This is a genomic window from Vibrio sp. M260121, from assembly GCF_036533715.1.
Classification (GTDB): domain Bacteria; phylum Pseudomonadota; class Gammaproteobacteria; order Enterobacterales; family Vibrionaceae; genus Vibrio.
Genome location: NZ_JATABF010000002.1, coordinates 126,961 through 151,523 on the forward strand (window position 1 = coordinate 126,961; position 24,563 = coordinate 151,523).

The window sequence follows — 24,563 nt, forward strand, 5'->3', positions numbered from 1 at the left end:
CTTACTCCACCAAATCCACTTGCGCTGGAATGCCCGAAGGCAAGGATTGTGCTGAGTCTTGAAGGTCGACTTCTGCTAGGTACATCAAACGTGAGCGTTCTTCCTCGGTAAGCGCGAAATAAGGTGTAAATGAAGGCTCAGTCGCAACCCAACGAACGGTGCCGCTATATGGTTGCTCAACGCCATCTACATGCACGTTAACCGTTTTACCCGGCACAAAGTCGACTCGATAGTTAGCAGGAACATAAACGCGAGCGTATGGGACGCGGCTGGCTTGTATAACAGCAACCACGCCATTCACAGGGACGCGTTCGCCAAGGTTAAACGGTAGGTTATCTAACAAGCCATCTCGCGTGGCCGTGATGGTGAGTTCTGCCAGTTTCTGTTCTTGTAGTGCCACATCGGCTTTTGCTGCCATGAGTGCGGCTTTCGCTTGTTCAATATCTTCAGGGCGAGAGCCAGCGGTCAGTTTGCTGAATTCTTCTTGTGAGGAGTCTAGCTCTGCACGGGCAGAATCTCTGGCTGCTAAAGCGGTGTCTTTTTCTGATTGGCTGATGAGTTTTTTACGAACTAACTCCGCTTTACGTTGGTAGTTCTTTTGCGCTTCAACCAATTGAGCTTCCGCTCTAGCAACGCGTGCTTGCGCTGCGGCAATGTCTTCTGGTCGCTCACCATTGGTCAATTTCAAAAGATAAGCGTCAGCCTTGGCTTGTTCGGCTACGGCGTGAGCTAAAACGGCTTCTTGGTTCTTTGTATCGAGCTGAACCAGCACTTCTCCTTCGGTGACTTGGCTGCCTTCCTTGATGGGTAGGGCACGAATTATCTCGCTAGAGGTTGCAGTAAAGGTTACGCGGTCACGTTCCAATGTGCCAAGGGCTTGCTGTCCGTCATCTTTGGAACAGGCAGTTAAAAGAGTCAGGGCTAGGGTGCCAAGAATGATTCGCTTCATCATGCGACGCTTCCTCTAAGAAGGTGAGCTCGAATTCGTATCAAGCTATAGAAGAGTGTGGGACTGCATTCAGTGTAACGTGAGTCGGTTTTGTCCGGCTAGGAAGTTAATTCCTTCAATATTCATCAATTGATTAATTATTGAAACTGGCCTCACCTTTGAATGCGTCTCTAAGAATATTCTCATTCAAATATAGTGGGTTACCGTGATGTTGGTGGGATTAGGAAAGATAAATTGAAGAATCGAGACAAGGATCAGGTTTACCGTGCACGCGTAAAGAAACGGCTAGATAAAGCAAAGCCCGATGGTTGAGAATCGGGCTTCACAGAGCGAGCTAGGACAAAGTTAACGCAACCTTTAATGGCTTTTTAAGCCGTTTTAAACTGACTGACGATTTCTTGTAGACCAACCGCCAGTTCACTTAAGTCTCGGCAAGCTATCGCGGTTTGACGAGAGCCTGTCGCGACTTCACTAGAGAATTGGTTGATGTGTTCAACATTGCGATGCAGCTCTTCAGTCACAGAGCTTTGCTCACTGCACGCACTCGCGATTTGGATGCTCTTTTCAGCGATGTTGTCAGCGCTTTGTTCGATGTGACCAATCGTCGTTCCCGCTCGCTGAGCTTGTTCAACACACACTTGAATCAAATCGCTACTGTTGTTTGTAGCCGATACAGCAGTTTTCGAGCAGTTCTGAAGCTTACTGATGATGGCAATGATCTCTTCTGTGGATGTTTGTGTACGACTCGCTAGCGTACGAACTTCATCAGCAACAACCGCAAATCCACGGCCTTGTTCACCCGCTCGGGCAGCTTCAATTGCAGCATTGAGAGCAAGTAGGTTAGTTTGCTCTGCGATGTCTTGAATCACGTCAACCACCACGCTGATGTTCGATGCGTCTTGCTCTAGCTCGCTTACCATGGTGCCTACAGATTGAATCGCGATCGAGGCTTCGTTGATCTGTTCAATACACTCTTGAACCACCTCTAAGCCTTCTTTGGCTTCTTGAGAGGCACTGTTTGCAGTTTCTGAAGCGGCTTCTGTGTTGCTGGCTACATCATGCACCGTTGCTTGCATTTCGTTCATGGCAGTCGCAATAAGGTTAAGTTGCTGTTGCTGTTCATCCATGCCCGAAGAGGTTTGTTCTGAAATTGCGCTCACTTCCTCGGTGGCGGTGCTCACCTGAGCGGTAGTAGAAGAGATGCTGTCGACCAGACTCAATAGCTTGGCTTGCATATCTTCACAAGCGTCTGCCAATAAACCAAGCTCGTCGTTACCAATTTTATTGCGCGGAAGTTTGTAGGTAAGGTCGCCGGAAGCAATCTTAGAGGCCATTTCAACCACGTATTGCAGTGGAGAACAGATTTGTTTTGTAAGGAATAAGCCAAGTACAAAGCTCAATGCCAATAAAGCAACAATTGCGATAACGCTGTAAGTGATGGCGTCTGCAACCACATCGTGAGTGCTGCTGATGTCTTCTTTGATGAAGGTTTGGTTTAACTCAACCAGATCTTTAATCGAGCTAGAAAGTGCTTGGAAGGTTGAAAAACCATCCAGCAGCATAGCGTTGGCTTCGTCAATACGTTTCGTGGTTAATAGCTCTGAGTATTTTTCGTTGAAGCTACGGTATTTTGACCATGCACTCGATACTTTATTATAAGCATCACGGTCGCGCTGATCCCAAAGTGATTTACCGTATTGTTCAATATAGTTGTCGATTTTATTTTCTGATTCATCCAAACCTTTAAGCCAAGTGTTAAATTCAGCATGGTTTACATTGGTCAGCAAAGAGAATTCGTCTTTTCTTAAGGTGCCAATTTCGATTTCAATATTTTTTACCAATAAAATACTTGGCACTGTGGTGTCAGAAAATTCTGTCATCTTGCCATCAATAAGTTTTATTTGAGAGGTAAAGAAGAAAGATAACGCAATGACAGCAGCGGAGATAACAAGTATCAATGCACTGATTTTACTTTTAATACTTAAGTTAGAAAGTTTCATAGACTCACTGCAAATTGGGGGGCATGAAAGGCTCGGAGTCTATTCCTGAGATTTGAAATTTAGTGTGATGAAAGTCTCAAATAGTTTTATCGGAAACTAAAATAAAATGGAAACTTAATATTCATATTTCGTTTGAAAATAAGTTAATAGTTAATCAATATTGATGGGGTTGGTAATTAATTAACTTATAAATTATTTCGAGTACGAATTGGTATTAATCTTGATAACCTTACGTTCAATCAGAATTTTCTTATTGATGAATTTCGTTATTTATGTGTTAGCAAGTTTTCCTAAATATTAAAATAAGACATCGCTCTGAATCTAGCATCTTGAAGTCACTTAGGTATATCTCGGTAAAATAAAAGCCCGATGCTGAACATAGGGCTTCATTGATTGAGTTTTATAGCCAAGACTTAAGGCATCTAAATCACGTTGGTTTAATCACCAAGAGGCTGTCTTTCCAAGCCGCCACGATAAGAGTCGAGAGCAACTTTGAGTCGGCGAAGTTTATCGCGCGAGCGTCGCTTATGATTAACGGCTAATGCCATCGAAAGTACGTCAACCAAAGCCAACATCGCATAACGAGAAGCCGATGGCTTGTAGATGAAGTCCGTCTCTTGGTGTTCAATAGGCAGAACCAAATCGGCTTGCTCAGTCAAAGGGGTGTCTTTCGGAGTAATCACAATGACTTTCACGCCGTATTGCTTGGCTAATTGCGCGGTTTCTATTATGGCAGGGGTATAGCCCGTCGTAGACATCATGACAAACACATCGTTTGCGTCGGCTGTCGCCGCAATCATGCGCGATAACAAGCCATCGTTGTAGGCGGCAATTGCGTAACCCAGGCGAAACAGACGGTGCTGCATCTCCTGTGCGGCAATAGTCGAACCACCACCCATACCAACGGTGACGATTTGTCTTGCGTTATGCAGCCAGTTCACGGCAGTGTCGATATCTTCTTCAACAATCAAACTGCGGTTTACATCAAGGGATTGCTTGATCGACTCATAAATGCCTTGGTAGCCACTTTGGTCAGGCGGCTCAAGGATGAATCGTTGTCCAACCGTTAAGGTTTGTGCCAATTTGATCTTCATATCACGCACGTTTTTGCAGCCAACAGCTTTAGCAAAACGGGTGATGGTGGCTTCACTCACTTCTGCGCTTTCTGCCAGCTCACTAATGCTGGCGTTGGCGGCAGTTTGAATGTCGTCCATGATCAACTTCGCGACCTTCTTTTCGGCATCGCGCAGCGCACTGAAACGTTCAGTGATTTGAGAGATAATATCGACTTCTAAACTCAAGCTGTGTTCCTATCTATTGCATGGAGACGATTGTGCCGCCTCCACTGGTTTGGCATGAAGTATAACGAAAAGCCTCACTAAGCTCATCATCAGAAACGGGTTTTCACCCAATGAGTGACTTGATACTCATCATCACAAACCGCCACGGCACGCCACTTATCAAACGTTAAACATGGGTGAGAGGTTGAGAACACGATGATGTCACCGACATCCAATGTACTGTAAGCACTCGTTTCTATAAATGCATGCTGATCCATGATCTTAGCGGTGAAGGCATTACTAAGAGATATTGGCTGTCCTTCGCGGTATGCGCGTTGTGGGGTGGGTAAACCAGCATCAAAGGCGACGTCTCGCTTACCAAATCCAACGACCAACTTAGTTGGTTCAGGTCTCGAAATTACGTAAGCCCAGAGTTCCAACGCTGATTCCAAATCTCCGCCTAAATCGCAGGCTGCGCCTTTTGTGTGTTGAGCTCGTTGCATTACTTTACTTTGTGCATCAAGGTAAATCCCCGTATCGTGAATCGCATAACAACCAGGTCGTATGATGGCTTCGAAATCGTCAAGATTAGCAAAGCATTCGGATACAACGTCATACCAAGCAGAACCAGCTCCTGTCACAATAGGTATTGACTCTATCAGCTTATCTCTTTGTAGTTGTGCCGTTAGATCCAGCATTGTATTGAGTACGTTGCGAATATCTTGCTCAGCGTTATCACCATGAATAACCCCTTCATAGAGCTCAAGGCCTTTTAATACTAGATGTGGTTGCTTGTGAATGAGCTCTGCCAGCTCAGTAATCTCTTGCTTATTTCGGCAACCGCAGCGTCCACCATCTACTCCAAACTCGATGAGCACATTTAGTGACAAGTCTCTTTCGGAAAATATGCGCTCTAAAGCTATAACATTGCGATTTGAATCGACGCAGCAGTAAAAGTTAATGCTTTGGCTTTCAATTAAATTGGCGATTATCGTTATGTTAGCACGCCCCACTAATTGGTTCGCCATGATGATATTTTTCGCTCCGCTGAGTGCGGCAATTTCTGCTTGAGCCGGCGTTGCGACGGTAATACCCCATGCTCCGTTTTCCAATTGTTGATGGAAGAAAGCGGGTGTCATGGTGGTTTTTCCATGTGGGGCTAGCTTTACATTGTGTTGCAGCGCAAATCGTTGCATCCAATCAATGTTGTTATTTAATGCCGATGACTTGATAACAGCAACGGGCAGTGTGATCTCTTCATCGATCAAACTGTGTAAGCCTTGTGAATTACATGCAACAGGTCGAGACTTTTCTCCGTACCCCGGCGTTGTAATGTATTCATTCTGATAGATTTTATCATACATAGGACGATGGTCTTTCATAGTGCACCTACTTCTAACGTTATCTAAGTAATTGATATTAAATACTTCTCACTTACTACGATAACAATCATGTTAGAAAGTATCAAACATGATTGTTGTTTTTGTGTGTTACCGCACTGATTAATTTTCGTAGATTATTAAGATGGAATCATGTTAACGACGGACGAAGAGAGTGAAGTATGTTGTTCGATACCATTATCAAAAGTGTAGAGGTATTTGACGGTACGGGTGCAACACCATTCATTGCTGATGTTGCGATTCGTCAAGATCGTATTGAGCAAGTAGGGCAGCTAGACGAGCTTTCTTCAAAGAAGGTTATCAACGGTCAGGGTCTTGCGTTGGCTCCGGGATTTATTGATGTGCACACGCACGACGACACCAATGTGATTCGTTACCCTGACTGCTTGTCAAAGATCAGCCAAGGCGTGACGACGGTAATCGTAGGCAATTGCGGAATTAGCGCGAGCCCTGCGGTACTCAGTGATACTCCGCCAGACCCAATGAACCTATTGGGTAAGCAGGAAGACTTTAAATACCCAACTTTTGCGGAGTATGCGAGGGCGGTACAAGCGGCGAACCCTGCGGTCAACGTTGCGGCGTTAGTCGGTCACACAACTTTACGTAACAACGTGATGGACGACTTACTGCGCACGGCAACCGATGAAGAAATCGAGCAAATGCGCCAAACACTGGCACAAGCGATGGAAGAGGGCGCATTGGGTTTGAGCTCGGGTCTTGCTTATGCGAGTGCCAAGCAAGCAAACGCGGATGAAGTGATGCGCCTAGCGGAAATTCTCGGTCATCACGGTGGTATCTACACCACACACATGCGCACCGAGTTTGAAGAAATCATCAGCGCAATGGAAGAAGCCTTTGAAACTGGGCAGTACGCCAAAGTGCCAGTGGTGATTTCCCATCTGAAATGTGCAGGTGCAGGTAACTGGGGACGTACGGTGGAAGTACTGGATTTGATGGATAAGGTTTCTGAGCATCAAGACGTGTCTTGCGATTGCTACCCATATTCTGCCAGTTCTTCAACGCTGGATTTAAAACAGGTGACGGATGAAATCGACATCTTCATCACTTGGTCTGAAAGTAAACCTGAACACGCTGGCAAGATGCTGAAAGACATTGCTGACGAGATGCAACGGCCTCTTATGGAAGCAGCAAAAGCGTTGCAACCTGCGGGTGCGGTTTATCACTGCATGGATGAAAACGACGTCAAACGTGTCCTTAAGTATAAGTTGACCATGGTGGGCTCGGATGGATTACCAAATGACCCGCATCCACATCCACGTTTGTGGGGCACATTCCCGAAAGTTTTGGGGCATTACTGCCGTGAAGAACAGCTTTTCCCATTGGCAGAAGCGATTCACAAGATGACGGGGATGTCAGCAACACGCTACCAATTGAAAGATCGTGGGGAAATAAAAACAGGCGCTTACGCAGACTTGGTTTTATTTAACCCAAATACAATTAAAGATACTGCAACGTTCGAAAATCCAATTTCCGTCGCGCAAGGTATTGAATCTGTATTTGTAAATGGCGAACTATCTTATTTAAAAGATAAAGTCACCAAAAATAGAAATGGCGTATTTATTTATAGAAATAATACCCATCAATAACTTATTAAATAAATTAATTTGATAGATTAAGCATTATCACTGGAGAATATTATGTCAATTAAACGTTATGGTGTAGAAGGCGGCGTAGGTCCTGGCGGTCAACATTTACCATTTGCACGAGCAACAGAAGCGGGCGGCTTCTTATACGTATCGGGTCAAACACCAATGACTGACGGCGAAGTGGTAGAAGGCGGTATCGTTGACCAGTCTCGCCTAGCGATTCAAAACTGTGTCGATATTATGGAAGAAGCAGGCTACACGCTAGCTGACGTGGTACACGTAAAGGTGGTGCTAACGGATTCTCGTTACTTCCAATCGTTCAATAAAGTGTTCAGAGAGTTCTTTGGTGACCACCCACCAGCACGTATTTGCATGGTATGTGATCTCGTGGTGGACGTGAAAGTCGAAGTCGATGTGACTTGCTACCGCGAAGATCGCAGATAGAAATCACACTTTACCTAATTAAATGATACCCAAGTAACCTCGAGATGCTTGGTTCAGCGAGAAGGGCTTGGTTTGAAAGCGAGGCAACAATTTGAAGATCTAGTGGTTCTAAATCGAAAATTGTTAACGAAGCATGCGAACCAAGGCAACTCGCCCTTCGGGAGCGTGTCACCGAAGCAACTTCATCATCAAACAACTTGAAAATAGCTTGCTATTCCGATTCGTTGTTATCCTTGAACTTGAATCAGTGACGACGCTCTGAATCTAGCATCTTGAAGTCATTTGGGTATTGAGTGCCGGAAATAATTACTTTCCTGTAATTATCTTTTTGGCATTCTCACTCCCTACATAAATATAACTTCATAAAGCAGTAGTGCCTAATATATTTAGCAAATGCTATAAAAATAAAATCTAATACTTACTGCTGGAATTATATCAATCTGAAAGATGGATTTTGATATGAGAGGTGTTCAATGAACAGTACACTTTTTCTTACCGGCTTCGGTGTGTATGTCTTATTTTTAATTTGGTTGGGATGGTTTGTCTCTCGCAATCAAAAATCAGGTGAAGACTTTCTACTCGGTGGCCGAGGCTTACCTCTGTTCCTCGTATTAGGTACCACGGTAGCAACCATGGTTGGCACGGGCTCTAGTATGGGCGCGGTTGGCTTTGGTTACTCAAATGGTTGGGCTGGTGCGCTTTATGGCATTGGCGGTGCAATTGGTATCTTGTTATTGGCGCTGTGGTTCGCGCCAGTTCGTAAACTCAACTTTATGACCATGAGTGAAGAACTCGCATACTACGTAGGTGCAAACCGCATCGTGAAGAACGTGGTTGGTCTGCTTATCTTTATCGCTTCTATTGGCTGGTTGGGCGCACACATCCTTGGTGGTGGTATGTACCTAGCGTGGATTGCCGATATTGAACTGAGCACTGCGAAGATGATCATTGCAGCAGCGTTTACCATTTACGTGGTTATTGGCGGCTACACCGCGGTGGTTTGGACGGATACCATTCAAGCTATCATCTTGTTTGTCGGCTTCATTTTAATGGCGGTACTGTCGGTGCAGCACATTGACGGCTTAGACAACCTTTACTCTGCTATGGACCCAGAAGCGGTGAGTTTCCTTGCGATTGATAAGCTTGGTTTAATTCCAGCGGTTTCTTTTGCCGTCGTGATTGGTGTGGGTGTACTTGCAACGCCTTCATTCCGCCAACGCATCTACTCAGGCAAAGACGTATCAACCATCCGCCGTTCGTTCGTGGCTTCTGGTGTACTGTACTTGTTCTTCTCCATCATCCCAGCAGTCATTGGTATGGCGGCGCATGCGATTGACCCAGAACTGAACAACGCAAACTTTGCTTTCCCATACATCGCGGCAACGGTATTGCCAGTAGGTGTTGGTCTTATCGTTCTGATTGCAGGTCTATCAGCAACCATGTCGAGTGCGAGTTCCGATGCGATTGCGGGCGTGTCTATCCTACTGCGTGATGTGTACGTCATGTTCACCGGTCGCGTGCCAAACAAAGAATCCATGTTGAATTACTCTCGCTTGGCTTTGGTTGTAGTGATCGGTTGTGCATTGCTGTTCGCTCTAACTTCGAACGACATCATCGGTTACATCACTAAGATGATCTCGACAGTTATGTCTGGCATGTTCGTGTGCGGTATGTTGGGTCGCTTCTGGAAGCGTTACAACTGGCAAGGTGCGTTGGCAACATTGGCAGGTGCGTTTATCGCGTCATTTGCAGTAATGCTGAGCCCAGACCTGACCGCTTTCTGGGGCAACCCAGTAATTCCATCTTGTTTGTTTGCCCTAACAGCAGGCGTGGTAGTAAGCCTAGTGACTCCAGCTAACCAAGTTTCACCAGAAATGGCGCGAGCAATCCTTGATGGTGAGCGTGCTCTGATGGAAATGGAACTGTCTGACGATGGTGTTCTAGAAGAAGATGATTCATTAAAAAACTGCACAACAGCAAATCAAAACGCTTAATAGTAAAGAGCTTCCGGCTCGAACAGAAACTTGCTCATAAGCTCCTGACAAACTGGTGGCTCCCCCGAGCCATCATTCCAAATTTATCCAAAGTAGGTGAACGATGACCGATTCATCCCAGACTAAAATGGCTTTCTTTGGCGAATGCATGATTGAACTGAGCGGTGACCCAATTCGCAAAGGCTTTGGTGGCGACACGCTCAATACCGTACTTTACGTCTCTCGACTGACGGCTCAGCAACCTATCCAAGTGTCTTATGCGACTGGTCTTGGGGAGGACGTACTTTCTCAAGAACTTCTGGAAAACTGGCAACAAGAAGGCATTGCGACTGATCTTGTCGAGATCTTCCCGGCTCAACTTCCGGGTTTGTACATGGTGCAGACCGACCAAGAAGGCGAACGCAGTTTTCTTTATTGGCGTGACAGCGCAGCCGTCAAAAGCTACTTCTCTACCTCTTCGCTCAACAAATTAGAAGCCGCGATTGCGAACCGAGAGCTGGATTACCTCTATCAGAGCTTTAAGTTAGCGGCACAGCAAGCCAAACCTATTTTCGCGGCCAACGTGGCGTCGGTAGAAACGGTGCCAGTTGCAGAGTCTGCTATCAAAGTTGCCGATTTAGGTTTAACCTTGATTGAGCTTGCTAAGCAGGGCAGTGATATTAGCCAATCTGATGCTGAAGTGTATCAACGCGTCATCAATGAAAATGCGATAATTTTTGATGAAACCATTGTCGCCATAGTGTCACCAACTGAGTTGTTGCTTCACACTTTAACCGATTGATAACTAAAAGGGATTGCCGTCTGGTAATGCAGGCGGCATCTTATCGGTTAAGCACTCTTTTATCTCCTAAAGGTTTCCCATGATAGTAAATGGTCACTTACATTTTTATGTAGGCACCTATACCGATTCACCAAGTCAAAGTCAGGGCATTGCGTGTGTTTCTCTCGATACTGATACTGGAGCATTAACGCTCACCAATGAACTTGTTCCTGAAGCGGTGAAAACGGTTCGTAACCCTTCTTATCTTGCGCTCAGAGGAGAGGGGTTATATACCTTTAATGAAGTCGAACGCTTGGAAGGTGCAGAGCTGATGTTTGCTGAAAAAACAGACAGCTATGCATTACCAATTGAAGGTGATTACCCTTGCCATATCGACATTCAAGAACCGTTACTCGCTGTTGCAAACTACGGTTCCGGCAATGTGAGGGTTTACCAACTTGATGAGCAAGGTAAGCCGTTGAAATCCATTGCAGAATTGTATGTAGAAGGCAATGGGCCGAATATTGACCGTCAAACCTCACCTCATGCCCATCAAGTCACTTGGCTAAAACACTCCGCTCAATTGGCCGTGGTCGATTTAGGCACAGACAGTGTTCACTTCTATGACTACGGCAATGATGGTGAGACAGTTAAGTTTTCACTTTCTCACAGCGTCACTATGCCTGCTGGCTCAGGGCCTCGTCATTTGGTCTTCAATCGTGATGAGTCTGTCGCGTACGTTGTTTGCGAACTATCCGAAACGCTGGTGGTACTTCGCAAGCAAAGCGGGCAGTGGAATCTGACTCAGCAAGTTAAGTTGCTAGCCGATGAAGAGAATAAAGAAGCAGCTGCCGCGATTCGTCTCTCTGCGGATGAGCGTTTTGTCTATGTCTCATGCCGTGCGCAAAATCTGATCAGTACATTTGATGTAACGAGTAATACTCCGGTTCAAATTGCCGCGTCCGATTGTGCTGGCGCGTTCCCAAGAGATTTTGTTTTATCCCGTGACGGGCAGTGGATGCTCGTTGCTAATCAACATTCACATAATGTCGCTAGTTTTCATAGGAATCCGGAAACTGGCGTTATCACTCCAACCGGATACTCATGCGACATCGGTGCGCCTGTGTGTTTGGTTGAGAAGCCGTAATTAAGAGAAATAACATGACAATTCATCGTATTAATCCATGCAAACGTTGGTCTGATGTAACGGTGTTCAACGGTATTGCCAACTTTGTTGAGGTTGCAGAAGCAGATACAACTGCGGATATGAAAGGGCAAGTGCAGCAGATCTTCGACCAAGCCGAGCAAATGCTAGCCAGTGTTGATAGCGATAAGTCTCGCATTCTATCTGTGACGATTTACGTAACAGATTTTGCTAACTTCGATGCCCTCAACGAAGTATGGGATGCGTGGTTCCCTGAGGGATGCGCACCGAGCCGTGCTTGCGTCAAAGTTGAATTGGCGAACCCAGAACTGTTGGTAGAAATGGCGTTCGTTGCTGCTGCGGGTGAGAAGTTCCAGTAGTTCGACATCACTCTACTTAAACCATCAAGCCCAGTGTTATCCTCAACCCAGCGTTATGTTGTTCAATAATGCTGGGCTTTGTTCTATTGGGTTAATGCTAAAGACAAACTAAAGGTCTACACAAAAATCTTGCCTTTCATGTAGAGCACGCCGTCGCCAGATACTCTTACTTGTTCGCCGTTTACCTCACAGTGCAAAATGCCTCCGCGCTGAGAAGCTTGATAAGCAACCAGTGATGTTTTGCCTAATTCTTCTGCCCAGAATGGTGCTAATCCAGCGTGAATCGAGCCGGTTACCGGGTCTTCATCGCCACCATTTGCAGGCCAAAAGTAACGCGATACAAAGTCTTGTTGATCGCCTTTCGCAGTTACGACCACATCGTAAGGAGCGAGTGTCTTGAGGTGCTCAGAACGGTACTGAACCTCAATTACCTCTTGTTGGCTGTCGACTACCACGAAGTACGCTTGGGGGCTAAGCAGTACGCGTTCCACATCGCAACTCAAGCCTTCAATTAATGCCGAGGGAATATCAGAAACGGCTTTTGGAGGACGAGCAGGGAACGTCATTTCAATCTTACCTTGCGCATTCTTTTCTACGGTGAGCGTTCCTACTTCTTGAGTATGGAACTCAATCGTGCCACTCATGCCAAGCTCATCAAACAGAACTAACGACGAGGCCAGTGTGGCGTGTCCACAAAAGTCGATTTCAGTTATAGGAGAGAACCAACGAATCTCATATCGGTTTGCGCCAATGGATTTTAGAAAAGCCGTTTCCGACAAGTTGTTTTCTGCCGCGATGTTTTGCATCAACTCTGGAGCAAGCCATTCCTCTAACGGTACCACTGCTGCAGAGTTGCCTTTGAATTGCGTATCGGTGAAGGCGTCCACCACGTAGATATCCAGTTCCATTTACGCTTCCTTGTTTGCTTTTGGGCTAATCAGCATAAACCAAATAAGTCGTCGATAAGCACGAATTTAAAAATATTACGAAAAGTATCACTGATTGGCTTAAAATGAATGCTGTTGATACTTAATGATGGGTTGCTGTTTCTTTTGGGACATACACTTATTCCGAACTTAAGAAATAGGAGCATCATCATGAAAGCAATCACTACATCGGTTTTGGCATTAAGCTTATTGGCAGTGGGTTCAGCACAAGCATTTGAGTTAACCAGTAAAGACATCCAAGAAGGTCATCCTATGGCGAAGACCTTCGAATACAACAGCTGGGGCTGTAATGGCGGCAACCAATCTCCACAATTGATGTGGAAGGATGCGCCAGCAGGAACTAAGAGCTTTGCCATTACTGCGTACGATCCGGACGCACCTACTGGCAGTGGTTTCTGGCACTGGGTTGCGTTTAATATTCCTGCTAAGGTGAATGAACTTCCACGCGGTGTGAACATTGAGAAATTGGGTGGTAAAGAGTCTCGTATTGATTACGGCACCGTAGGCTTTGGTGGTGTTTGTCCTCCAAAAGCGGACGGTATGCACCGTTACCAGTTCACAGTATGGGCGTTGCCAACGGCCAAACTAAATCTTGATGAGAATACACCTGCGGCGGTGGTTGGCTTTACACTGAATAGCATGGCGCTAGACAAAGCAAAACTGACGGCAACTTACACGCGCTAAGGTAATACAAAGGCGAAAGCAAGGGGAAACAATGAGTCATCAATATCAAATTACGATATTTCGTGCAGAGCAGTTACAGAAGCTTCGTAATGTGAGGATTCATTCCCCAAGCATTATTCAGATCATTACGGGTAGTAAGCGCCTTTTCTGGAAGGAATCGGCGCTGGATATTTCCCATTCTGAATTACTACTTTGCGAAGCTTCTGCATCACTGAGCTTTGAGAACTTGCCACAGAAAGGGAAGTTTCTCTCCAGAATGTTTAGTTTCCATTGCTTACCGACAGACGCAATGCTTGAACTGAGTGCGAGCATTGATAAGGGTGAAGAAAAGCCGACATTAGAAGCTGATAAAGCTTTGGAAGACACGCTCAATGCTTTGTTCTCGTTTGACCAACAAACCATGAGCAAAGAGACCCAAACTTTCTGGGTAATGGGGTTGTATCAACAACTTGCTGAGCGTGGTGTGTTGCATCATTTGTTTGCGAGTGCGAACACAACATTCAGCCACAAGCTGAGCCGTTATTTGTCGCATTCTCCGGGAGAGGAACACCCATTAGCGCTGGTGGCTGAACGTTTTGCCATGAGCCGTGCGACCATGATTCGCAAGCTCAAGCAAGAGGGCATTAAGTATCGGGAAGTGCTGGCGGAAGTGCGCTTAAATCATGCCTTGTATTTGATGCAGAATGGCCACTACAACGTCGCGATGTTGGCTCAGTCTTGCGGCTATCAATCCGAGGGGCGTTTTAGTCAACGCTTTAAAGGCAAATTCGGATTGACTCCGAGTGATTATATAAGAACGGTTAAAGTTAGCTGAAAGCAAACGAACGTATTACGCTCGTTTTACTATCTTTAGTGCCGGTGTGCTTTGTGGTTCGGCGCGTAATAACTCGATAGCCAGCTCTTTCAGTAGCTCTGAAGCATGGTGATTGGTTTTTACTTTGTCAAGGTCATTCCAACCCTTACTGTTGTCTTGTTCAAGAAACTGAATGGTCTCTTGAGAAAGCTTTAAAACAGCATGCCATTTCAATCGTTTACGTTGCAAATTCATACTTAAACTCCTTATGGTAGTATAACTTAAACCATAACCTAAAAAATGAATTAGCATGTTGTTTTTTGGCAGAGGTTCTAATGCCTATTACCAAGGACCTTTTACATTAGAGTAAGGCCCTGTAAAGCAATTTAGGGTTACCGATCACCGGTAGTATCTCTGCTTCATTTTGAGTGCTACGTTCACTAAAGCAATCAATACAGGTACTTCGATTAGTGGGCCAATGACACCAGCAAAAGCTTGGTCTGAGTTTAGGCCAAACACCGCGATAGAAACCGCAATTGCCAGTTCAAAGTTGTTGCCTGTTGCCGTGAAAGCAATCGACGCATTTTTGTCGTAGTCGATGCCAATTTTCTTGCCAACGAAGAAGCTGACAAAGAACATCAATACGAAGTAGATAGCCAGTGGAATTGCTACACGGAATACATCCATTGGCAGTTCAAGAATCATTTCACCTTTCAAGCTGAACATCAGTACGATGGTCGCAAGCAGGGCGATAAGCGTAATTGGTGAAATGCGTGGGATGAACACGTCGTTGTACCATTGTTCACCTTTCGCAGCGACCAGCCATTTGCGGCTTAGGAAGCCCGCTAGGAATGGGATACCAAGGTAAATCAGAACACTTTCCGCGATGTCCATCATCGAGATATCAACCACGAAACCTTCGTAACCAAAGACTGGTGGCAACACAGTGATGAACAACCATGCCATCACACTGTAAGTCACGATTTGGAAAGCGCTGTTTAGTGCAACTAGGGCTGCGCCGTATTCTTTGTTACCGCCACCGATATCGTTCCATACAAGCACCATCGCAATACAACGAGCAAGACCGATCAGAATGATACCAACCATGTAACCCGGATGATCACCTAGGAAAGCCAATGCAAGGATGAACATCAAAATAGGGCCGACAATCCAGTTCATGACCAAAGACAGCGTGATTGCTTTTTTGTCTTTCGTCACTGTACCTAGCAGGTTGTAGTTCACCTTTGCGAGTGGCGGGTACATCATCAAAATCAAACCAATCGCGAGCGGTACGTTTGTGCTACCAACTGACATTGACTCGTTCCACTCAGCTACTTGAGGGAATGCTGCGCCAATACCTACACCGATTGCCATTGCAACAAAAATCCACACCGTTAGGTAACGGTCCAAGAAGCTCATTTTGTCGCTGGCACTATTTAAAACTTGAGTAGTCATAGTGTTCTCTTATTCGTTTATCGTCGAAAGGCGATAGTTAAAGGTATAGTTTATCTCTGCACGCCTGACCAGCGTGCAAAGGGAATTAATCAAATAACTTGGAAAATCCTAGATTGAACTGATCAAACGCGTCGCGCTGAATGCGGTAACACACCTTAGGTGGGTTTGGCTCGGCGCTAATAAAGCCTGCTTGCTTTAGAATACGCAAGTGCTCGGAAACAGTAGATTGCGCAAGACCCAGCTCAGAAACCAAATCACTGTTCAAACAACCGCCCATGGTATCGAGAGTGTGCAGGATATGCAGAATGCGCAAACGTGCTGGATGGGATAAAGCTTTCGCTTGTGCAGCCAGAGTTTGTTCTTTCTCGAGCTGTTGTTGCGTTGTCTGAAAAGCAACTTCGCACTTGTCGTTGCATTTATCACTCATTCGCTGGCCTTAATAGTTAATCGTCGAATTGCGATAAAGTGTACGCCTGCTCTGTGGAAGATGCAACAATTCGATGAAAAAACTAATCGGGAAATAACGATGAAGAAAAAGTTGAAAAAATATCTCTTTTAAAAACAGTGGTATAATTAAAAGTCTGGTAGGTTACTAAAAGTTAACTAATTGCATTGTATTTCTAGGTTACCATAATAAACCACATCCGACGCACAACGGTTATCGCGTCATCTTGTGAACTTATTTAAGGGTAATCCTATGAGCAACGTACTGATCATCAATGCACACGAACCATCACCATATTCAGAAGGTCGTCTAAATGCTTCTCTTGTTGATAAAGCACAGACGCTTCTACAAGCAAAAGACCATGACGTTCGCATTGTGACAATGCAAGATGAGATCAACGTAGATGAGCAACTCGCACACTTTGAATGGGCTGATCGCGTGATTATCCAAAGCCCAATCAACTGGATGTCTGTGCCTTGGTCATTCAAAAAATACATGGACGATGTTTTCACTGCGGGTATGGGCGGCGCTCTGTGTGCTTTCGACGGCCGTAGCGCAGAAGAACCAAAGAAAAACTATGGTACAGGTGGTACGCGAACCAACACTAAGTACATGCTTTCACTGACATTCAACGCACCAGAAGAATCGTTTGATGATGAGAACGAATACCTGTTCCAAGGTAAAGGTGTCGATGATTTGATGTTCCACATGCACGCTAACTTCCGTTTCTTTGGTATGTCAGCACTGCCGACATTCGCTAGCTATGATGTGATGAAGAATGCGGATATCGAAAATGATTTTGCACGTTTCGAAGCGCACATTAACGAAAACTTCTAATACTTTAAGGAAGATAGTGCGAACTGAATGATGAATTGAGATGGACTGCTGTATGCGGTCCATTTTTATTTGTTTGCAGCGAGGTGACGTTTTTATTACTCTAAAACACTAAATGTATCTAGCTTACTTTTCGTTACCTAGATTAGGTACGTATCTTGAGGTGTATTGTGGAAAGCAGAATCAGTGTAGATAGCAAAGGTCGTAAGTCAGTGGCGAACGTATGTGCTGAGCCCTGTGCTATCGAGAAAGGGATGCGTCTAATTGGTGGTAAATGGAAAGGTTCGCTGATTTATCACTTGAAAGACGGCCCTGTTCGCTTCAACGATTTAGCACGCATGCTAGGCGGCGCAAGCAAAAAGATGATCGACCAGCGTCTGAAAGAGCTTGAAGCGGAAGGCATGGTAGTGCGCAAAGTGATTAGCGACCGTCCAATTGCAGTAAGCTATGAGCTAACAGAGTTCGGCCGTACCGCACTTAAAATTCTTGATGATTTGAGAATTTGGTCTGAGACTCACCAGATTGAGTTGCGTAAATAACGCGGCCTGTTGTATCTCATCATCGCTTAACGGTTTAAGCCAATAAAAATGCCAGCATATCGCTGGCATTTTTTATGTTTGATTGTTGTCTGGAACTGATTAGGCGTAATCCGTTTAGTAGTCCAACGTACCACGGATAGGGTAGTTGTTGTCTGGATTACGAATCCAAGCCAAACCACGTGATAGCGCGCCAAGCTCAGGGCGAACAAACGGGTTGTTTGAAATATCCACCACGTGCAAGTTGCCGTGTTCATTTACTACAAACAGACCTGGTTCTGCGAAGTTATGGTCAGTCTCTTGCTCTGAACGAGGCAGTGAAATGTACAGACCCAATGTTTTCATTTGTTCTTCGGTTAGGCCGTAAGCAATCGGGAAGCTGATTTCGAGTTTCTCTAGATGTCCCTCAAGCTGCTCTTTTGAATCGCCTGAAACCGCAAGAATATCAACGCCTGCTTCTGCGAAAGCTTGCTTGTAGCCCTCTAACTCATTGAGGTATTTGGTACAAAGAGGACAGTGTTTACCACGATAAACGAATACGGCTTGCCAAGTCGCATCACCTTGCGGCTGACCTAACGTCACGCTTGAACCATCTAGCAAGGTTGCTTGAAGAGAAGGGAAGCTGTCGCCCGCTTTAAGTTTCACTGAAGTTGCCATAATGACTCCCGAATTGGTGGTAGATATCCATGGATGCCCCTTCTCAATAAAAGCGATTGTGTAGGGGGTGAGACTTCAATGTAGACCCAGTTTTACGGCATTTCAACTAGTTAACTTTTGGTAACCTAGATAATGAATGGCAAGAAAAAGAAACAGTTAGAAGAGGAAAGCAGAACTTAAAGATACAACGAGGTGGGGGTGTAGTATCAGGAGCTAAGTTCTGCTTAAGGTTCGTTTACCAGTTGAAGAAATCGTTCATTGTTACCAGAGCCATAACTTCAAGCTTGTTGTCTGAATGCGCGACGCGCTCTCGGAAATAGGTTGCCATCGTAGGCATGTCTTTTGCTGATCGAATTTGGAATCGCATAGTGTTTCCTCCTTTGTTGCTGACAGGGTCAGTATGCGAAGAAAAGGGGAGCTGAAAAAGAGAGTAGATTTCTGTGGTTTATTCCTAATAAGCTCGAAAGGGGAGCTAACTCTTCGATTTTTGGCTTTGCGTAGGCAAAAAGGGGAACAAAGTGAACGGAAGTTTTCTTATTTTCTCTTGGATAAGTTGAGTAAAATAAACCTATCTCCACTTTTTGAGGATACGCAGTGTCTGATCTCAACTTGTTCCGCTACTACCAACGACTGACACCATTAGGTGTTGGTAGTGAAGTCAAAACCACGTTGCAGGAAGTGGCGGATTTGCTGTTCACTTCTCCTCGTCATGCGCGCAGCTTGTTGTCGCAAATGCAGGCGCTCATGTGGTTAAGTTGGCAGCCAAAAGCGGGCCGCAATCAGCGTTCGACATTGCTCCTAAACATAGAGTTAAGCGCGCTAAAAGAGAGCTTAGCTTTGGAGCGCATTAAGCTGGGTAAGTACGAAAAAGCGCTAGCGATTCTCGATGAAGACGAAACTGCATTTGGACGTTTGCTCAAAACCACTTCAGGTGCATCGGTTCAAGAAGGTCGACTCAATATCCAGCTGACTTATAAGCGTACGTTTGAACGTATCGTCCCTCACCAACTTCACCGCAGCAGTGAGCGCTTCTTTCTGCGTCAAATCTATTGTTGCTTGGTATCGAGTGACTACAACGGTGTGGTAAAGCCAGAACTAGCTCATCATTGGCGTTACGATGAGAAGAACTTTGAGTGGACATTTTATCTTCGCCCTGGTCTAACGTTTCATAATGGAGCGCCGATTGATGCTGATACTGTGGTGAGCCTGTTTGCCAAACTGAGTTCATTGGAGTATTACCAGAAAGAGCTGGCTCACGTTACCGACATCACCGCACCAAACCCTCTTAAAGTGGTGTTTACCCTGATCAAGCCAGATTTGAGTTTTGCAGGGCTTATCTCTGGGGTGAAATATGGTATTCAACCCGTTAGCCAAGTTAACGTGGCTAACAACAACTTGGTGATTGGTAGTGGTCCTTTCTCTGTGATTGAACACAGTGCTCATCGATTAAAACTGCAAGCTTTTGACGGCTATTACGCCTGTCGAGTGTTAACCGACATGGTGACGATCTGGATCGTCAATGATGAGAAAATGGAGAACCCATCCCTAGCCGCAAACACTCCACCCAAACAGGTAGAGAAAGCGGACGACGAGCTTGCCGACAGCATGTGCGGGCATTACATGTCGACACAAGATGCTGAGGCGGCTCCGGCTAGTCAGCACAGTCGCACCGAGGACGGCTGTTTGTTCGCCTTGTTCAATCAATATGCCAAGTATCCTCTGTCTCAAGCGCAGCGTCGTTATATTGCGGAATTGATTCAACCAGAGCGACTTGCTGATGTTATGCGCAAAGAGAAGATCGTGTTTGGCAGTGTGCCCGCATACAACATGTTACCAACGTGGAAGCCAGTATTAAGACCGTTTGGCGAAGAGAGCAAATTGCCCAAACATATCACCATCGCTGGTTACAACTACACAGCATTACGTCGATGTGCTCGCGCGATTGCCAAACTATTAGAGGGGACGGGAAGCAAAGTTGGCATTGCGATGTATTCCTACCGAGAGCTAAGCGAAAAGGCAAAAAACGGCACGCTAGATGAAACCTTGGTGGTGACGAACATTAACTTGGATGACAACCGCCATGCATCGGCATTTACCAATTTTTACAGCAATGCCGTACTGCACCACACTTTGGGTGAGGAGAATGCGACTTGGTTAGATGAGCAACTAGAAAAAGTGCGCGCTTATACTTCGTTAGAAGGCTATCTCAAAGCGCTTGAGCCTATTGCCTCAACACTGGTCAGTGAATACTGGATCGCACCAATGTTCCACCATACTCAGACACTGCGTTTCCAGGGTGTTTTAGAAGACGTCGCTCTCACTAACTGGGGTTGGCCGGATATTCGATCAGTGTGGTCAGCGGATTAACTGCTTTAGTTATCTAGCAAAGTGCTGCTTCACGAATTCAATGAAGGCTTTGGTTTTCGCCGATTGATAGATAAGTTGCGGATACACTAGGTACACTGCATTGTGCTGGTGGTCGGTTTCTTCCGATAGAACCTGCACTAGTCGGCCATTATCAACGTCTTGCTCGACAAAGTAACTTGCTAATCGTGCAATGCCATTGCCAGACAGGGCTGATTCTTTGAGTAGGCGGTTTTCATTGCTTGAAAGCCAACCTTGGGTTTGAACCGTTCCCGTTTTTAACGGCCACTCTTTTTGATGCAATGTGGTTAAGCATTGATGCTGTTTTAAATCCGCTAACGTCTCCGGCGTGCCTTTTTCTCGCAGATACTCAGGAGAAGTAACCAGCCAGTGGTAGTAGTCCAAAAGGTGATGCGCAATCATATTCTCGGGCGGGGTTCTTGTCGCTCGAAACGCAAAGTCGACGCTGGTTTCCGTCAGATTAAACGCTTGATAGCTAGAAAGGATCTCGAACTCTACGTTTGGATGTAGAGCGCGAAACGCTACGCATAAATCATGCAGCACCGCTTCAGCAAACATCTTGGGAGCGGTAAGCCGAATCAGACCGTCTATTTGTTCAGATTGCTGACTTAAACTCTTTTCCATTTCCATTACGCGGCGTTTGAGATCTTCCGCTTGCGCAAAGATCGACTCACCTTCTGCCGTCAATCTCACGCTGCGTGTAGTTCGAACAATCAAAGGAGTAGCGAGTTCCGATTCCAATCGCTTGATTTGTTCCGACAGGTAACTTTTAGAAATGCCAAGTTGCTCCGCTGCTCTAGAAAAATTGAGAGTTTGAGCCACTTCGGCAAACAGCATCAGTTTTTCGATTCTTTTGTAATCTGCCATTTTGATTGCTCGTCTTTATTGTTCGCTTTAATTGTTCGGTAACGAGGATAATGAATTCGATTTTACGGTATTAAACTAATTATTACGAACGGTAAGATGGTTCGAGTTAATTTCAGAAATTGAAAATGCAGAAATCGGAAAAGTGAGAACAACGATGAACAATCCAACACTACCGCTCGCTAAAACCTTACCTAACGTTAGCCGCTTGGTCTTCGGCTGCATGGGACTTGGAGGGGAGTGGAATCGCAACCCATTAACCGCCCAAGATGAAAACCAAGCTTATGCCGCTGTAGAGGCAGCATTAGAGGTAGGCATCAATCTCTTTGATCATGCGGATATCTACAAATTCGGTAAGGCAGAAGCAGTGTTTGGGCGCATCTTAGCCAGTGACTCAACGTTACGAGAGCGAATTTATCTGCAATCCAAGTGCGGCATCCGTCTAGGAGATGAGCAAGGTGTTAAGCAGTATGACTTCTCTGCCAAATGGGTGACGGCTTCTGTTGAGGGCATTCTTGAGCGCCTTGGCGTGGAAAACCTTGATGTTTTGATGCTGCATCGCCCGGATCCTTTGGTTGAATTTGAAGAACTAGGCACAGCGCTACAAGCCCTGAAACAAGCAGGCAAAGTTAACCACTTCGGTGTTTCTAACATGAACAGTGCTCAAATTGATCTTCTTCAACAAGCAACGGGCGAAGTTGTTGTGGCGAACCAGTTGGAAATGAGTCTGGCTAAGTCTGACTTCATCAAGCAGGGCATGGGGCTTCCTTCGTCTGCATCTGACTACGTTGCGGGAACACTGGAACATGCCCGTAGGCACAATATCCAACTGCAAGCGTGGGGCAGTATGGCGCAGGGCAGATTCTCAGAGCGTGGCTTACATTCTGATGATCACAATATTAGACAGGCGGCGGAGATGGTGATGGCGCTAGCAGCTGAATATGGCGTGTCGTCCGAGGCGATTGTTTTAGCCTTCCTAACGCGTCATCCAAACCAAATTCAGCCTGTTATTGGTACTGCAAACCCACAGCGTATTCGCGCTTGTGCTCAAGTAGAGAACGTCACGCTATCACGCAGCCATTGGTATGGATTGTTCGAGAAAACCCTTGGTCATGAGATCCCTTAGGAGAGAAAAATGAAATACGTACAAGTTCAAACTCTGATTCAAACGGCATTGGAAATTGCTGCTGATCGCAAGCAAAACATTGCGGTTGCCGTGGTTGATACGCATGGCGAATTGCTCGGTTTTGCCCGAATGGATGATGTGAGCGTGCAAGCAGGTTTGTTGGCACAAAACAAAGCCTACACCTCGGCTAGAGACCGTCAGCCTAGTGGCAGTCTGGGCGCTTGGGCTCGTGAGACGGGTAAGCAGTTGAGTTATTGGACTGACCCAAAGATCACCGGCTTTATGGGCGGTGTACCTGTAGAACAAGAGGGGAAAGTTGTCGGTGCAATTGGTATCAGTGGGTTGGCAGAGCAAGACGATGAAGCGCTTGCGATGGAAGTATTAAAAGCGCTGTAAACAAAAAATCCCACCAATGCTCTTCGCTAGACATTGGTGGGGATGGTCAAAATGATGGAGTTGACCACGAATATCAACGGTAAATGTCTGCTCGCCCTCGAAAAGCGTCATCGAAGTGGAGCGTGACAAGGTGGTTATTGCTGACCACTGACAGAATCAGCGCAAACCTAGGTTAGGAGCGTGCTTACTGGATAACAGAAAGCCGCTATCCAACAAGCTGTCAGTTCATTTTGCCAATCAGTTAAAGGCGCGAGCTAAGGTGCCTTGACCTTGGCAAACGTACTTTACTGAGTTGCTGCAGACGAATACCGATTCACCCGCTTTCAAAGTGATGTGATCGTCTTGGCTAGAAACCGAGATTTCCCCTTCGATACAAAACAAAATCTCTGCGCTGCGCACGAATTGAGTCGTTGCTGTACCTTCAACGGCCATCACTTCAAAACCGAAATCATCCACCGGAATTGGGTAACTAAGCTTGCCTTGCTTATGTACTGGCGCGAGCTTGATTTGTTCTGGGTCAATCGCGTTGAAGATGGTGTTGTCGATAAGCTCAGGAACGTCGATGTACTTAGGTGTTAAGCCAGCACGCAGCACGTTGTCTGAGTTCGCCATGATCTCCAAACCTGTTCCTTGGACGTATGCGTGTGGCGTTTCAGCATGAAGGAACATCGCTTCGCCCGGAGCGAGTTCAATCGTGTTCAACATCAATGGCGAAAATAGACCAATATCGTCCGCGTAATGCTGACGGAAGTCCTGAATATAACCGTAAGCTTCTCGTGCCATGGCAGTTTTCGCAGGGCGCTCTAAGCTTGCGTATAGCTCATTCAAAGCCTGTTGTTTGCGCTCGCCTTCTAACGACATAATTGCAGAGAAGAACACTTTAAGACCTTCACTGTTTGGTGTCGCTTTCAGTGCGTTGATTTCAGTCTCTAGAGCAGTGATGTTCGCTTGTTCAAACAGAGATAAGATCTGCTCAATTGGGCGGAATCCGTTCATCGCTTTGTAAAATGTCAGCGCATAAACCAACTCCGGTTTGTGGTTTGGATCTTTGTAGTTACGGTTTGCAGCATTAAGTGGAATGCCTTGTTCGTTTTCACGAGCAAAGCCAATTTCCGCTTTGTGCTTACTTGGGTGTACTTGGATAGACAGCGGTGTTTCAGCTGCCAGTACTTTGAATAGGAACGGCAGTTCACCAAAACGTGCTGCGGTGTAATCACCCAGCGATTGCGTTTTGTTTTGGTTGATGACTTCTGACAGCAGTTGTTTGGTGTCAGCAAGCTTTGAACAACCGTTTGGATGAGCACCCATCCAGATTTCTGCTTGTGGCTCGTTCGCTGGATTGTCGATGCCGAATAAATCATGAATCGACGTGTGGCTACCCCAAGCGTAGTTTTGAATCACATTGTCCAGTTTGAATAGAGCATGTTGCATGGCGATATTCTCTTGATTGGAACGAAAGAAGAGGAGAGGCTTGCTCCACAAT

The 24,563-nt window shown here is 45.8% G+C and carries 25 protein-coding genes; 13 read left to right on the top strand and 12 right to left on the bottom strand.

Annotated features, from left to right (window positions below; genetic code table 11):
- Window position 1: 1 nt before the first annotated feature.
- From QTO06_RS02215 to QTO06_RS02230, 4 genes are all read right to left on the bottom strand, one after another.
- Complete coding sequence (locus QTO06_RS02215; protein WP_005385136.1) at window positions 2-952, bottom strand: HlyD family secretion protein; 951 nt, start codon at window positions 950-952, stop codon at window positions 2-4.
- Between the two features lie 365 nt (window positions 953-1,317).
- The gene (locus tag QTO06_RS02220; protein WP_331406740.1) at window positions 1,318-2,949 is read right to left on the bottom strand and encodes a methyl-accepting chemotaxis protein; all 1,632 of its coding nucleotides are present in this window, start codon (window positions 2,947-2,949) and stop codon (window positions 1,318-1,320) included.
- Window positions 2,950-3,386: 437 nt separating this feature from the next.
- Window positions 3,387-4,250 (bottom strand): MurR/RpiR family transcriptional regulator, encoded by an 864-nt coding sequence (locus tag QTO06_RS02225; RefSeq protein WP_331406741.1) that lies wholly within the window; start codon window positions 4,248-4,250, stop codon window positions 3,387-3,389.
- An 89-nt stretch (window positions 4,251-4,339) separates the two neighbouring features.
- On the bottom strand, window positions 4,340-5,611 hold the full coding sequence (locus QTO06_RS02230; RefSeq protein ID WP_331406742.1) for an amino acid deaminase: 1,272 nt from the start codon (window positions 5,609-5,611) through the stop codon (window positions 4,340-4,342).
- A gap of 179 nt (window positions 5,612-5,790) precedes the next feature.
- Here QTO06_RS02230 and QTO06_RS02235 point away from each other — a divergent pair, with 179 nt between their 5' ends.
- From QTO06_RS02235 to QTO06_RS02265, 6 genes are all read left to right on the top strand, one after another.
- The gene (locus tag QTO06_RS02235) at window positions 5,791-7,236 is read left to right on the top strand and encodes an N-acyl-D-amino-acid deacylase family protein (RefSeq protein WP_331406743.1); all 1,446 of its coding nucleotides are present in this window, start codon (window positions 5,791-5,793) and stop codon (window positions 7,234-7,236) included.
- Between the two features lie 51 nt (window positions 7,237-7,287).
- Window positions 7,288-7,680, top strand: coding sequence for a RidA family protein (locus QTO06_RS02240; protein WP_331406744.1), 393 nt, complete (start codon window positions 7,288-7,290; stop codon window positions 7,678-7,680).
- Window positions 7,681-8,153: 473 nt separating this feature from the next.
- The gene (locus QTO06_RS02245) at window positions 8,154-9,674 is read left to right on the top strand and encodes a sodium:solute symporter family protein (RefSeq protein ID WP_331406745.1); all 1,521 of its coding nucleotides are present in this window, start codon (window positions 8,154-8,156) and stop codon (window positions 9,672-9,674) included.
- A gap of 127 nt (window positions 9,675-9,801) precedes the next feature.
- Window positions 9,802-10,455 carry a PfkB family carbohydrate kinase gene (locus QTO06_RS25520; protein ID WP_443088826.1) on the top strand — a complete coding sequence of 218 codons (654 nt, stop codon included), beginning with the start codon at window positions 9,802-9,804 and terminating at the stop codon, window positions 10,453-10,455.
- Between the two features lie 79 nt (window positions 10,456-10,534).
- Window positions 10,535-11,581, top strand: a complete 1,047-nt coding sequence (locus QTO06_RS02260) for a lactonase family protein (protein WP_331406746.1) — start codon at window positions 10,535-10,537, stop codon at window positions 11,579-11,581.
- Window positions 11,582-11,595: 14 nt separating this feature from the next.
- Window positions 11,596-11,958 (top strand): RidA family protein, encoded by a 363-nt coding sequence (locus QTO06_RS02265; RefSeq protein WP_005534602.1) that lies wholly within the window; start codon window positions 11,596-11,598, stop codon window positions 11,956-11,958.
- Window positions 11,959-12,074: 116 nt separating this feature from the next.
- Here the strand turns inward: QTO06_RS02265 and QTO06_RS02270 are convergent, their stop codons facing one another.
- Window positions 12,075-12,866, bottom strand: coding sequence for a PhzF family phenazine biosynthesis protein (locus QTO06_RS02270; RefSeq protein WP_258489597.1), 792 nt, complete (start codon window positions 12,864-12,866; stop codon window positions 12,075-12,077).
- Window positions 12,867-13,055: 189 nt separating this feature from the next.
- Between QTO06_RS02270 and QTO06_RS02275 the strand changes: the two genes are divergently transcribed.
- Window positions 13,056-13,589 carry a YbhB/YbcL family Raf kinase inhibitor-like protein gene (locus tag QTO06_RS02275; RefSeq protein ID WP_331406747.1) on the top strand — a complete coding sequence of 178 codons (534 nt, stop codon included), beginning with the start codon at window positions 13,056-13,058 and terminating at the stop codon, window positions 13,587-13,589.
- A 31-nt stretch (window positions 13,590-13,620) separates the two neighbouring features.
- Complete coding sequence (locus QTO06_RS02280; RefSeq protein WP_331406748.1) at window positions 13,621-14,403, top strand: helix-turn-helix transcriptional regulator; 783 nt, start codon at window positions 13,621-13,623, stop codon at window positions 14,401-14,403.
- Window positions 14,404-14,418: 15 nt separating this feature from the next.
- Here the strand turns inward: QTO06_RS02280 and QTO06_RS02285 are convergent, their stop codons facing one another.
- The 3 genes from QTO06_RS02285 to QTO06_RS02295 form a co-directional block, all read right to left on the bottom strand.
- Complete coding sequence (locus QTO06_RS02285) at window positions 14,419-14,637, bottom strand: hypothetical protein (RefSeq protein ID WP_331406749.1); 219 nt, start codon at window positions 14,635-14,637, stop codon at window positions 14,419-14,421.
- Between the two features lie 144 nt (window positions 14,638-14,781).
- Entirely contained in the window at window positions 14,782-15,837 is a 1,056-nt protein-coding gene (gene arsB / locus QTO06_RS02290) for an ACR3 family arsenite efflux transporter (RefSeq protein WP_331406750.1), read from the bottom strand.
- Between the two features lie 85 nt (window positions 15,838-15,922).
- Window positions 15,923-16,264 (bottom strand): ArsR/SmtB family transcription factor, encoded by a 342-nt coding sequence (locus QTO06_RS02295; protein WP_005425131.1) that lies wholly within the window; start codon window positions 16,262-16,264, stop codon window positions 15,923-15,925.
- Between the two features lie 270 nt (window positions 16,265-16,534).
- On the opposite strand from QTO06_RS02295, the gene QTO06_RS02300 reads away from it, so the two are divergent.
- Together QTO06_RS02300 and QTO06_RS02305 are read left to right on the top strand one after the other, a co-directional pair.
- Window positions 16,535-17,119, top strand: coding sequence for an NAD(P)H-dependent oxidoreductase (locus QTO06_RS02300; RefSeq protein ID WP_010451130.1), 585 nt, complete (start codon window positions 16,535-16,537; stop codon window positions 17,117-17,119).
- 167 nt (window positions 17,120-17,286) lie between these two features.
- Complete coding sequence (locus QTO06_RS02305; protein ID WP_010451131.1) at window positions 17,287-17,655, top strand: winged helix-turn-helix transcriptional regulator; 369 nt, start codon at window positions 17,287-17,289, stop codon at window positions 17,653-17,655.
- A gap of 114 nt (window positions 17,656-17,769) precedes the next feature.
- Here the strand turns inward: QTO06_RS02305 and QTO06_RS02310 are convergent, their stop codons facing one another.
- Complete coding sequence (locus QTO06_RS02310; protein WP_005435499.1) at window positions 17,770-18,309, bottom strand: peroxiredoxin family protein; 540 nt, start codon at window positions 18,307-18,309, stop codon at window positions 17,770-17,772.
- 235 nt (window positions 18,310-18,544) lie between these two features.
- A complete protein-coding gene (locus QTO06_RS02315; RefSeq protein WP_009706196.1) occupies window positions 18,545-18,676 on the bottom strand; it encodes a hypothetical protein in 132 nt (43 codons plus the stop codon).
- A 227-nt stretch (window positions 18,677-18,903) separates the two neighbouring features.
- On the opposite strand from QTO06_RS02315, the gene QTO06_RS02320 reads away from it, so the two are divergent.
- Window positions 18,904-20,676, top strand: coding sequence for an SgrR family transcriptional regulator (locus QTO06_RS02320; RefSeq protein WP_331406751.1), 1,773 nt, complete (start codon window positions 18,904-18,906; stop codon window positions 20,674-20,676).
- Between the two features lie 9 nt (window positions 20,677-20,685).
- Here QTO06_RS02320 and QTO06_RS02325 read toward each other — a convergent pair whose 3' ends face one another.
- Window positions 20,686-21,561 (bottom strand): LysR family transcriptional regulator, encoded by an 876-nt coding sequence (locus QTO06_RS02325; RefSeq protein ID WP_331406752.1) that lies wholly within the window; start codon window positions 21,559-21,561, stop codon window positions 20,686-20,688.
- A gap of 154 nt (window positions 21,562-21,715) precedes the next feature.
- Between QTO06_RS02325 and QTO06_RS02330 the strand changes: the two genes are divergently transcribed.
- Window positions 21,716-22,684 (top strand): aldo/keto reductase, encoded by a 969-nt coding sequence (locus QTO06_RS02330; RefSeq protein ID WP_331406753.1) that lies wholly within the window; start codon window positions 21,716-21,718, stop codon window positions 22,682-22,684.
- A 9-nt stretch (window positions 22,685-22,693) separates the two neighbouring features.
- On the top strand, window positions 22,694-23,080 hold the full coding sequence (locus QTO06_RS02335) for a GlcG/HbpS family heme-binding protein (protein WP_331406754.1): 387 nt from the start codon (window positions 22,694-22,696) through the stop codon (window positions 23,078-23,080).
- 237 nt (window positions 23,081-23,317) lie between these two features.
- On the opposite strand, the gene manA is transcribed toward QTO06_RS02335, so the two are convergent.
- Complete coding sequence (gene manA / locus QTO06_RS02340; protein ID WP_331406755.1) at window positions 23,318-24,511, bottom strand: mannose-6-phosphate isomerase, class I; 1,194 nt, start codon at window positions 24,509-24,511, stop codon at window positions 23,318-23,320.
- Between the last annotated feature and the right edge of the window lie 52 nt (window positions 24,512-24,563).